General features: G+C 69.4%; 13 protein-coding genes, 1 tRNA gene and 1 pseudogene. 11 read left to right on the top strand and 4 right to left on the bottom strand.

The features are described from left to right. From N4P33_RS35590 to N4P33_RS28200, 4 genes are all read left to right on the top strand, one after another. A partial coding sequence (locus tag N4P33_RS35590) for an IclR family transcriptional regulator C-terminal domain-containing protein (protein ID WP_313904601.1) occupies positions 1-318 on the top strand: 318 nt, incomplete at its 5' end. Between the two features lie 63 nt (positions 319-381). Next, entirely contained in the window at positions 382-624 is a 243-nt protein-coding gene (locus tag N4P33_RS28210) for a type II toxin-antitoxin system Phd/YefM family antitoxin (protein ID WP_260829663.1), read from the top strand. Continuing rightward, on the top strand, positions 621-1067 hold the full coding sequence (locus N4P33_RS28205; protein ID WP_260829662.1) for a PIN domain-containing protein: 447 nt from the start codon (positions 621-623) through the stop codon (positions 1065-1067). The genes N4P33_RS28210 and N4P33_RS28205 overlap by 4 nt, the downstream gene beginning before the upstream one ends. Positions 1068-1191: 124 nt before the next feature. Continuing rightward, positions 1192-1267 (top strand) — tRNA-Arg (locus N4P33_RS28200). A 309-nt stretch (positions 1268-1576) separates the two neighbouring features. On the opposite strand, the gene N4P33_RS28195 is transcribed toward N4P33_RS28200, so the two are convergent. Both N4P33_RS28195 and N4P33_RS28190 read right to left on the bottom strand, forming a co-directional pair. Further along, positions 1577-2011, bottom strand: a complete 435-nt coding sequence (locus tag N4P33_RS28195; protein WP_260829661.1) for a PASTA domain-containing protein — start codon at positions 2009-2011, stop codon at positions 1577-1579. 212 nt (positions 2012-2223) lie between these two features. Beyond that, positions 2224-2904: a DUF4352 domain-containing protein gene (locus tag N4P33_RS28190; RefSeq protein WP_260829660.1), complete on the bottom strand. Its 681-nt coding sequence runs from the start codon at positions 2902-2904 to the stop codon at positions 2224-2226. Positions 2905-3362: 458 nt separating this feature from the next. Here N4P33_RS28190 and N4P33_RS28185 point away from each other — a divergent pair, with 458 nt between their 5' ends. The 4 genes from N4P33_RS28185 to N4P33_RS28170 all read left to right on the top strand — a co-directional run bounded on the left by N4P33_RS28185 (position 3363) and on the right by N4P33_RS28170 (position 6586). Then, positions 3363-3836, top strand: a complete 474-nt coding sequence (locus tag N4P33_RS28185) for a hypothetical protein (RefSeq protein ID WP_260829659.1) — start codon at positions 3363-3365, stop codon at positions 3834-3836. Positions 3837-3864: 28 nt separating this feature from the next. Then, a complete protein-coding gene (locus N4P33_RS28180) occupies positions 3865-4254 on the top strand; it encodes a hypothetical protein (protein ID WP_260829658.1) in 390 nt (129 codons plus the stop codon). Positions 4255-4450: 196 nt separating this feature from the next. Continuing rightward, positions 4451-5020, top strand: coding sequence for a DinB family protein (locus tag N4P33_RS28175; protein ID WP_260829656.1), 570 nt, complete (start codon positions 4451-4453; stop codon positions 5018-5020). Positions 5021-5074: 54 nt separating this feature from the next. Continuing rightward, entirely contained in the window at positions 5075-6586 is a 1512-nt protein-coding gene (locus N4P33_RS28170; protein ID WP_260829655.1) for an immunity 49 family protein, read from the top strand. A 24-nt stretch (positions 6587-6610) separates the two neighbouring features. Here N4P33_RS28170 and N4P33_RS28165 read toward each other — a convergent pair whose 3' ends face one another. Then, entirely contained in the window at positions 6611-7036 is a 426-nt protein-coding gene (locus N4P33_RS28165; protein ID WP_260829654.1) for a TlpA disulfide reductase family protein, read from the bottom strand. A gap of 223 nt (positions 7037-7259) precedes the next feature. On the opposite strand from N4P33_RS28165, the gene N4P33_RS28160 reads away from it, so the two are divergent. The 3 genes from N4P33_RS28160 to N4P33_RS28150 all read left to right on the top strand — a co-directional run bounded on the left by N4P33_RS28160 (position 7260) and on the right by N4P33_RS28150 (position 9207). Further along, complete coding sequence (locus N4P33_RS28160; RefSeq protein ID WP_260829652.1) at positions 7260-7517, top strand: hypothetical protein; 258 nt, start codon at positions 7260-7262, stop codon at positions 7515-7517. An 89-nt stretch (positions 7518-7606) separates the two neighbouring features. Further along, the gene (locus tag N4P33_RS28155) at positions 7607-8431 is read left to right on the top strand and encodes an SAM-dependent methyltransferase (RefSeq protein WP_260829651.1); all 825 of its coding nucleotides are present in this window, start codon (positions 7607-7609) and stop codon (positions 8429-8431) included. A gap of 77 nt (positions 8432-8508) precedes the next feature. Continuing rightward, on the top strand, positions 8509-9207 hold the full coding sequence (locus N4P33_RS28150; RefSeq protein WP_260829650.1) for a nucleotidyl transferase AbiEii/AbiGii toxin family protein: 699 nt from the start codon (positions 8509-8511) through the stop codon (positions 9205-9207). On the opposite strand, the pseudogene N4P33_RS28145 reads toward N4P33_RS28150, so the two are convergent. Next, positions 9208-9601: pseudogene (locus N4P33_RS28145) on the bottom strand (MFS transporter); the annotation flags it as partial.

The raw sequence follows: 9601 nt of genomic DNA, 5'->3' as shown, positions 1-9601 counted from the left end.
CCCCTGGCCCCCCTCCGCCCCTTCACTCCCCACACGATCACGGACCCGTCCACTCTCACCCGCACCCTCGCCACGATCCGCTCCCAGGGCTACGCCCTGGTCGACGAGGAGTGGGAGGAGGGCCTGCGCTCCCTGGCGGTCCCGCTCCACGACCGCACGGGCGCGACCATCGCCGCGGTGAACATCTCCACCCACGTCTCCCGCCACAGCACGGACTCCTGCCGCACCCACCTCCTCCCCGCCCTCCGCGAAACCGCCACCGCCATCGAAACCGACCTCCACACCGCCGGCCGCTTCACCCCGATCCCCCTGACCTGACCGGGCCTGAATTGGCTGACCTGCAAAGACAGCGGAAGCCTTTGTGGGAGTAACCTGTACTACATGGAGACCACCGCCCGCGAGTTCAACCAGAAGTCCTCGCAGATACTGGCTGCGGCCGCGCGGGGCGAGACCATCACCGTCACCAAGAACGGCGTGCCCGTAGCGCGGGTCGTCCCCATCAAGGCTGACGAGATCCCCCCGTACCCGGCCGACCCGATGGGAGAGATCGCCCTTCCTGACCTGGGCCTCCCTGACCTCACCGACGACGAGATCGAGGACACGCTCAAAGGGATGGGCTCGTGAGCCTCGTTGCCATCGCCGACACCAACGCCCTGTACCGGCTCCTTGACCCAAGGCTGACCGGCCACGACGCACACAAGAAGGCCCTGGCTTCGATCAGCCACCTCGTCGTGTCCCCACTGATCCTGGCCGAGCTGGACCACCTGATCGCCGCGCGGGCCGGAGCCGAGAAGGCCGTCGTCGCGGCGAGGTTCATCGAGCGCAACGTGGCTATCCGCAGGTTCGAAGTGCCCCCGGTGAGCCCCCACTTGAGCTCGGCGATCGCAGTCGCGGAGGACTACCAGGACGCAGACGGCGGCAAGGGGGTAGGCCTGACGGACGCGATGAACGTGGCCTTGGCCGCGGCGTACGGCACGAACGTGATGTTCACGTCGGACGGCCACTTCCGCATGATGCGACCTCTGACCGGGCACAAGGCGTTCCAGCTCCTGCCCGAGGACCTATAGCCCCACGGCCGCCCCAGCCACCTGGCGACGCAACCCACACCCCCTCTGACCTGCACCAACGAGAACCTTGCCACTGCCGATCCCTTATCCGCTAGGCTAGTCGCCGGATCTCGCCGAGATCCCCGCCTTCGTAGCTCAGGGGATAGAGCACCGCTCTCCTAAAGCGGGTGTCGCAGGTTCGAATCCTGCCGGGGGCACCAGACATTCCGCTCCGACCTGGGGTTTCTCCCCCTGGACAGGGCTTCTGCTCGGCCTCGGACTCGTCGTCCGGGGCCGGTTGCGTGAGCGGATGGAGAGTTGATCTCCGGAACGTCCCCTAAAGGATCAGCCCACAAGAGGGCCGTGGCAGCAACCAGTCACCTCATCATCTCCCCCATGGTCCTGGCCGAACCGGACTACCAACCCGACGCTTTGAGGTGCCCTCCGTCTACCCGAAGTGGTTCTCGGTCTTGTTGCATGAAGAAGGCCCGACCGTACGAGGAGAACGGCCGGGCCGGAGCGCGGGTGGGTCAGCAGCTCTCGGTGTCCTTGACCGCGAACAAGGTCACCTGGGTGTCCGTCGGGTGGGTGCCGGCCTCGGGTTCCTGGCTGCAGACGGTCCAGTTGCGGTCGAGTACCTGGAGGCGGTTCTGGCCGCTGGCGTCCTGATCGTCGAGGACGTAGAAGCCCGCTGCTTGCGCCTCGTCCTGGGCGGCTTGGAGGTCCAGGCCGACGAGGTCGGGCAGCTCAGCCGTCTCGGCCGTTCCCGCGTCGGCGTCGTCGGCCGTGTCGCTTTCGGTGGTCTCCGTGTCGGTGCCGGGTTCGGTGTCCGCCGTGGCCTGGTCGTCGGTCTTCTGGTCGGCGGTGTCGGGCTTGCTGGTGCCGGTGGCCTCGGTGCCTTCGCAGGCGGTGAGGGTGAAGAGTACGGCGGCGGTGAGGGCGCCGATGGTGTAGCGGATGCGCATGGTTCGTCCCCCCAGGGATGGTCGCTGAAGGGCCAGCATGCTCCGTATGTGTGCACGGCGTGAACGTTGTGCTTGTTCTGTGATGAACCGCGAACGGCCCCCGCCCGGGTAGGCACGGGGGCCGTGTGTCGCGATCGGGTCCGGGCGCACTGGATGTGGGCCAGGACGCGAGACCGTCACGCGGAAGGCGGCTACGGGCGTAGTCGCCGGAGTCAGGAGACGTCTGCGCGGAGCGGATCGCCGAGAAGGCCGTCGGTGTAGGTCACGTACTTCGGGGTGAACTTGCCCTTTCCGGTGATCGTGCCGGAGATGTTCTCACCAGGGGCAAGGTCGACGGTGTCGATCTGGTTCTCATCCGCGGCAAGTTCGGCGGCGTGCTTGGTGCCGTCGGTGTCGGTGATGGAGAAGTACAGCGGGTTCACGTCAATCGTGTCGTCACCGTTGTTGGTGACGGTGACCAGCACACTGGTGTAGCCGGTGCCGTCAGCGAGGATGCTCTTCGCGAACGCGGTCTTCTTCGCGGTGATCTTCACGGGGCCTTGCTCGACGGGCTCTTCCTTCTCCTCGGCAGGCTTGTCGTCGGACTCCTTCGCGCCGGACCCCGCGGCCTTCTCCTCGCGCGGGGCCTTCTCGGCGGCGGCCGAGGAGCCCTTGCCGCCGCTGGAGTCGTCGTCTCCGCCGCTCGCGGCCACGCCGATGATGACGAACAGACCCAGCACACCGGCGCAGCCGAGCCCGAGCACCTTGCCGATGCCGCGCTTCTTCGGCGGCTGCGGGACAGGCGGGGGCGTGCCGTATCCGGGCTGCTGCGGATAGCCGTAGCCGTATCCGGTAGGGGGCTGCTGGCCGTAGGGGCCGGGCTGGTTGGGCTGCTGCGGGTACTGCTGACTCATGATGTCCCCTGAGGTGAATGCGATGTACGTGTAGACGACTTGTGATGGTGGTGTGTGGTTGCCCCAGGTCGGTGGAAGTCACGTGATCGTGACAAACCGCTGCCAGTAGGGGCATCTGCACGGCGGCCTTGAGCGATCGGACGAAGGTCCGCTGCGGGCAGCCCTCGTCGGCTGCCGTCTCGACGGGGCAGCCGCTGTTGTTTGCCGCTCAGCGCCCCTTGGCTCAGGTCTTCCTCAAGCGCCTTGCCCGTAGGGGGCATACCGTCACAAGATCATCACGTCGCTCGATCAGCGTGGCTGTCCGACCAGCAGCCAGGTGATGTCCTGCGGCACGCGTGTCCGACCAACACGCCGATCAACAACGGAACATCAGGGGGAGACGTGACCACGTCATCCATAGCCACAGACCACTCGGTCAGGCCACAGCAGCTGACCGGAACGCCCCGGCGACGCTGACCATGAGGTCGGCCGCCGGGACGGGGACCGGGCTGGACGCACTGGAGGGTCTGAACGAGGAGACCGCCTTCGCGGGACTGGAAGAGGCACTCCAGATCGTCAGTGAAATCCCGGACACGGTCCTCCAGCAGGGGCAGGAGGCCACCGAGCAGTGGCTTCGGGTTCGCCTCGGGGACACAGCCGGCGAGGGCCGCGTCCAATTGATGAAGTTCAACGCCGGTGGCTGCGCCCGGGGCATCCTGCTGGCCGTCGGCTCGAACCTCCTGGCCATCGGAAAGATCTACAAGGTCAAGAAGGCCATCGACAAGCTCGGCGGCATCAAGAAGGTCGTCAAAAAGATCCAGGACAAGAAGAAGCGCGGCAAGAAGAGCTTCAAGAAGGCGATCATGGAGGTGTTCGAGGAGTCCGGTACCGGCATCGGTGCGATCGCCGCCGAGATCCTCGGCGTCGACCAGGTCATCAAGAACTGCTGGTGAGCCCGCCCGGACAAGGAGGAAACGTACGATGCACACGCTTGCGACGGGTCTTCAGTGGGCCTGCCTCATCGTCGGTTTCGCCGTTCTCGGCGCGGCTCTGGTGAGTTCCGTGCGGATGAAGCTCTCGGGGGCGAGCTTCGGCAACGTCGTCGAGCACATCGAGAACCGCTGGTTCGGAACCGGTTCGGTCTTGCTCGCGCTGCTCGTCGGGACCCTGGCGATGACCGGCGCCGGGCGCCTGTCCGGTCACGAGGTCGGGCTGGACGAGGCTGCGCTGATCGTCTTCCCGCTGGCCCTGGTCGCGGCCTTCGTGGTGCGCCGGCTCACCGAGCGGCACGGCCATGCGGCGGTGGCACGGGCCTCCGGGCTGGTGGTCGTTCCTGCCGTGCTCGGGGCCGTGATGGCGGCCGCCGGCTGAGACCGGTTCAGCCCGACCCACAGGCGAGGGCTGCGGCATCTCTGACGGGCGAACCCCGGGCTGCCGGAGACCACTTCATGGCTCCGGCGGCCCGGCGCCCCGCCCGCGAGCGTCGGACTCGGCGTATCCCCCGGCAGGGCAAGGCCCCGTCGCCTCCCCGAAACCCGGTGGCCGTCCCGGGCCTCCCCGGACCACCATGAAGCCCATGAGCGACCAACCCGCGCGCTGGAGCCAGGCCACCGTCCATCCCGACATGTGGGCCGACCCGGACGACGATCCCCGTGACAGCCAAGGTGCCGGTCCGGACGGCGAACTCGCGACGCTACAGGACTTCCTGACGAACTACCGCATCACCCTGCGCATGAAGTGCGAAGGGCTCGACGCCGAGCAGTTGGCCCGGCGTTCGGTGCCGCCGTCGACGATGTCGCTGCTAGGGCTCGTTCGGCACCTCGCCGAGGTGGAGCGGGACTGGCGCAACTGGATCACCGACGGTGACCCGTTGCCGAAGCTGTACGGCAGGCGGGACGCGGACTTCGACGGGGCCGTCGCCGATCAGGCCGTGGTCGACGCAGCGTACGCCGATCTGGAGCGCGAGCAGGCCGCGACCGACGCCGCGCTGGCCCGGTACGCGGATCTGGGCGAGCGAGTGGGGAAGGACGGCACCTCGGTGCGGGAACTGCTGGTGCACCGGATCGAGGAGTACGCCCGCCACTGCGGCCACGCCGACCTGCTGCGTGAGTGCGTCGACGGGCGAGTCGGACAGTGATCAGCAGCCGGGTCGTGTCGTTCGGGCTGCTGCGGCCTTCGTAGGGTCGGGTGGATGAATACCGATCACATTGCCCCTGAGCCCGACGAGTTGCTGCGCGGCGCGCACGCCCGGCTCTTGCCCGCCGACTCCATCAGCCCCGAGATCGCCGGAGCCCTGCAGTACGCGCGGCTCGTGGCCGACGGGCTCGTTCTCGCCTATGCCCTCGACCGGCCCACCGACGTGCGGATCCTCACCGATCCGGATGTGGAGCAGGTGGGGCCGGAGGAGCTGCACGAGGCGGCGTACGCGAATCTGATGCGGGTGCCCGTGACGCACGAGGAGATCCCGTACGACGGGACGGTGCTGCACTCCTTCTACGGCGACTCGCACTTCGTCGGCAGCCAGGCCCTGTACCTGTCCGCCGCGGTGCACCGGGTGACCGGTGAGTCGCTGCCGCACGCCGGTGCCCTGGTCGTCGTGCCCAGCCGGCACAACCTGGTGTTCCACCCGATCGCCGACGGCACGGTCGTCGACGCGGTCAATCACCTCGCCGCCTACGCCCTGGGCGCCTACGAGGACGGGCCCGGCCCGCTTTCCCCACGGGTCTACTGGTGGCACCGCGGCAGCCTGACGTCCCTCACCGTCATCGACGACGACACCCGCACCTTCTCCATCCAGCCGCCGCCGCGCCTGCTCGGCCTGATGAAGGGCCTGGTGCGCCTCGACGGCGCCGGCCGGCTCGCCACCCGTACCGCCGCCGAGACACCGCCCGCGACGACCGAGCGTCTCGCCGAACTCACCCACGCCACCGCCGAGTCCATAGCCCGCCTTTCGTCCGGCCCGGCGGGCGGCCTCGGCGGTGCCTTCGCCTCCGCCACCGCCCTCGCGCACGCCCGCTGCGCCGCCGATCCGAAGGCCGCGCACATCGACACCTGGGACGCCTGGTCCACCGCCGTACAGCTCGGGTGCGCCCTGTTCACCGGTGCGCGGCCGCAGGACTGCACGCTCGGCGAGGACCTCGTCAGGCCGCTGCCCGCCACACCCGCCGCACCGCCCGCGGACGCCCGTGCCTGGCTGGACGCCCTCTATCTGGCGATCGTGTGCCGGGAGTGGGAGCGGGTGCGCCGGTTGTGCGGGGTGCCGCTGGAGGCGTTGCGGCAGGACGACTCCGTCGACACGTACGTGCTGCACTGGATCGACACCCTGCGGATCTACTTCTCCGAACGCGACTCCATGGACGGGGTGGTGGAGCGGCTGCTCGCCACCATGAACACGTCCGGGCCCGAGGACGTGACCCACGCGCCGATGGAGTTCGTGAACGCGATCGACTACCAGCCGGTCGCGCTGTTCCACCGTCTCATCGCACGGGACCACGACGCCTTCGCCAAGACCCTCGCCGAGGCCGTCGCGGAACACGGCGCGTACTGGGGTGAGTCCCCCGCACCACGCGCCCAAGTGGCGCTCGGGCCCCTCGCGATGGCCTGCCTCGCCCTCGACTCCGGCTTCCCCGTCGCCACGGACCTGCCCCACCTCCCCCTCTATCTGCTGAACCGCGAGCGCATCGAGCCCGTCCCCAGTCCCTGACGTCGTTCGGCGACAGTGTGGTGCTCAGCCAGGCAGCAGCGGTGTGACCGCCCGCTTCAGTTCCGTCTCGCTGATCGCCCCGATGCGCGTCGCCGCGATCCTGCCCTCCGGGTCGACGACGATCGTGAAGGGGTAGGCCGTGAGGTTGACCAGGCCCTTGGGCAGGCGCAGGAGTTGGCGGCCCTGGGGGTCGTGCAGGCTCGGGTAGGCGAGGCGGGCGTCCTTCTCGAAGGCGCCGGCCGCCGAGCGGGACCTGTCCGCGTTGACGCCGACCACGCGCAGGCCCTTGTCGTACAGCTCCTTGTGGACGCGCGACAGGCCCGGGGCCTCCGCGCGGCAGGGTGCGCACCATGACGCCCACGCGTTGACCACCACGACCTTGCCCCGCAGCGCCTCGGTGCTCACCCGGCCGCCGTCCACGGTCCTGCCCGACAGGTCCGGCATCTCCATGCGGTCCGCCCGCGCGTATCGCTTCAGGGGGCCGGCCCCGGAGCTGTCGTCGGGCTGCGCGGGTGGCGAGCAGGCCGTCAGGGCGGCAAGGAGCGATACAGCGAGAGCAGTTGGGACACGTGGGGGCCTCATGAGCAGCGAGCATGTCACCGCGTCCGGTGCGCCATGCGGCTGGGGGCCGGGTGGATCGACGGCGTGCGGGGGCGCTTGACATGATGGGGCGATGAACGGGGATTCGGGGGAACGTGACGGTGCGAGCGCGCCGGGCAAGGCGTTGAGCATGGGCATCTCGGTCGGGATGTCGCTCGGCACCTCCGTGGGGCTCATGCTCGGGCTGACCGTCTTCGACAACATCGGGCTGGGTCTCGCACTGGGGCTGCCCGTCGGCCTCGCGGTGGGGGTCGCTGTCGGGAAGGCCAAGGAGGCGAAGAGGGCCGACGACGCCCAGGAGGGTGAAGGCGCCGAGGGCCGCGGGAACTGACGTTTTATCGTCCTCAACTGCCTCCTCGACCCGCTGAGTTCACATACGTTGGGTGTACTGGTCACCGCACACCCACAGGAGGCTCAGCCGTGTCGGAGGACATCGCTCAGGACAGTGACAGTGCCGGTTTCGAGACACGGGCGCGGATCGATACGACGCGGCCGCACTCGGCGCGGTTCTGGAACTACTTCATCGGCGGCAAGGACAACTACGAGATCGACCGTCAGGTCGGGGATCAGATCAAGGAGATCTTCCCCGGGCTGGCGGACATCGCGACGACCGGCCGGCGGTTCCTCGGGCGGGCCGTGCGGCATCTCGCCCGGGAGCAGGGGATACGGCAGTTCCTCGACATCGGGACGGGGCTGCCGACCGCCGACAACACGCACGAGGTGGCGCAGCGGGTCGCTCCGGACGCGCGGATCGTGTACGTCGACAACGACCCGATCGTGCTGGCGCACGCGCACGCGCTGCTGACCAGCACGCCGGAGGGCAGGACCGCGTATCTGGACGCCGATCTGCACGACCCCGAGGCCGTGCTGAGCGCCGCCGCCGAGACGCTCGACTTCTCCCAGCCCGTCGCGCTCATGATCCTCAACACCCTCGGTCACGTCGAGGAGTACGAGGAGGCGCGGGCGCTGGTGCGCCGGCTCATGGCGGGGCTGCCGGCCGGGAGCTACTTGGTGATCTGTGACGCTACGGCCACCAGTGAGCAGGTGATCGCGGCGGCTGCGGCGTACAAGGAGAGCGGGGCGGTGCCGTATCACGTGCGGAGCGTCGAGGAGATCGCCGGGTTCTTCGAGGGGCTGAAGCTGGTCGAGCCGGGCGTGGTGCGCGTGCCGGAGTGGCGGCCCGAGGACGAGGACGGCGGGCCGTCCGACGTGGACGCGTACTGCGGAGTCGCGCGCAAGGAGTAGCCCCCGGGCTCCGGGCGGTCTCACTCGTCCGCCCCGTCGTCTCCGCAGGTCGGCGGGGTGCGGGCGATAATCGGGGCATGGCCTCTGCGGGACCGGTTGCCGGGACGAACGCCGTGCACGAGCGGCTGCGGGTGGATCTGCTTGCCGTGGGGGCGCCGTACGGGCTGGTGCTGGCCGGGGGTGATGCCGTACGGGCGCATGGGCTGGTGGAGCGGTTCAGCCGGGGGGTGGACGTGGCCACCGAGGATGCCGCGGCGATGGGCGAGATCGTCGACGGGGTGCGGGCGGGGCTGGAGGCGCGGGGGTGGGTCGTCGGGGAGGCGGAGGTCGATCCGCTGGCGGCGCGGCTGGTGGTGCGCGAGTCCGTGGGCGGGGAGGAGATCTGCGTCGATCTCCGCAAGGAGGTGTTGTGGCGGCCGCCGGTGATGACGGAGGCCGGGCCGACGCTGTCCCTGGAGGATCTCGTCGGTACGAAGGTGAGGGCGCTGGCGGATCGCGGGCTGCCGCGTGACCTCGTCGACGTCCACGCCGCGGCGGACCGCTGGAGCCACCTGGAACTGGAGGAACTCGGCCGCCGCCACGCCCCCGACACCTTTGACCTCGCCGAACTCCAGTCCCGCCTCACCGGCACGGACTGGCTCGACGACACCGAATTCCGCACCCACGGCCTCGACCACCCCGCCCTGGAGCAACTCCGCCGCTGGGCCCAGACCTGGGCGGACGACATCGCAGAACGCCTGCTGGAGGGCGAGGCCCCGGAGGACGAGGAGGAGTGATCAACTCCGATCGGGGGCAGGGCCGGCCTCCGGGGTGAGCGTGTCGGCGGCGTTGCGGCGGTCTGCCCGACGCAGTAGCGCTGTGGCTGTCAAAGATGTCAGGGCCAGGAGCGCGATCGCCGCTGGTGGGGATGTCAGTTGGGCCAGGGTGCCGGCCAGGGTTGCCGCTAGGGCCTGGAGGGTGAGCATGCCGGAGGAGTGGAGGCCCAGGGCGTGGCCGGTCAAGGTGGTGGGGGTCAGGGTGGTCAGGTGGTGTTGGTGGATCAGGCTGGCGCCGAACCCGATCGAGGCCAGTAGGGCGAGCGCCGCCGCCAGGGGGACGGATGGGTTGAACATGAAGAGCGCGTACGGGGCGGCCAGGAGGATGAGCAGCGGGGTGGCCAGGCGGGGGCGG

Origin of the sequence: Streptomyces sp. 15-116A, assembly GCF_025290915.1 — a bacterium.
Classification (GTDB): domain Bacteria; phylum Actinomycetota; class Actinomycetes; order Streptomycetales; family Streptomycetaceae; genus Streptomyces.
Note: the sequence above shows the minus strand (reverse complement) of the source record. Positions and strands in the feature narration are given on the sequence as shown.

What these genes read in the sequence shown, in the direction of transcription:
- N4P33_RS28210 (WP_260829663.1), top strand. Translation starts at nt 382, where the DNA reads ATGGAGACCACCGCCCGCGAGTTCAACCAGAAGTCCTCGCAGATACTG.
- N4P33_RS28195 (WP_260829661.1), bottom strand. Translation starts at nt 2,011, where the DNA reads ATGCGCATCCGCTACACCATCGGCGCCCTCACCGCCGCCGTACTCTTC.
- N4P33_RS28185 (WP_260829659.1), top strand. Translation starts at nt 3,363, where the DNA reads ATGAGGTCGGCCGCCGGGACGGGGACCGGGCTGGACGCACTGGAGGGT.
- N4P33_RS28175 (WP_260829656.1), top strand. Translation starts at nt 4,451, where the DNA reads ATGAAGCCCATGAGCGACCAACCCGCGCGCTGGAGCCAGGCCACCGTC.
- N4P33_RS28160 (WP_260829652.1), top strand. Translation starts at nt 7,260, where the DNA reads ATGAACGGGGATTCGGGGGAACGTGACGGTGCGAGCGCGCCGGGCAAG.
- N4P33_RS28190 (WP_260829660.1), bottom strand. Translation starts at nt 2,904, where the DNA reads ATGAGTCAGCAGTACCCGCAGCAGCCCAACCAGCCCGGCCCCTACGGC.
- N4P33_RS28165 (WP_260829654.1), bottom strand. Translation starts at nt 7,036, where the DNA reads ATGGAGATGCCGGACCTGTCGGGCAGGACCGTGGACGGCGGCCGGGTG.
- N4P33_RS28150 (WP_260829650.1), top strand. Translation starts at nt 8,509, where the DNA reads ATGGCCTCTGCGGGACCGGTTGCCGGGACGAACGCCGTGCACGAGCGG.
- N4P33_RS28170 (WP_260829655.1), top strand. Translation starts at nt 5,075, where the DNA reads ATGAATACCGATCACATTGCCCCTGAGCCCGACGAGTTGCTGCGCGGC.
- N4P33_RS28180 (WP_260829658.1), top strand. Translation starts at nt 3,865, where the DNA reads ATGCACACGCTTGCGACGGGTCTTCAGTGGGCCTGCCTCATCGTCGGT.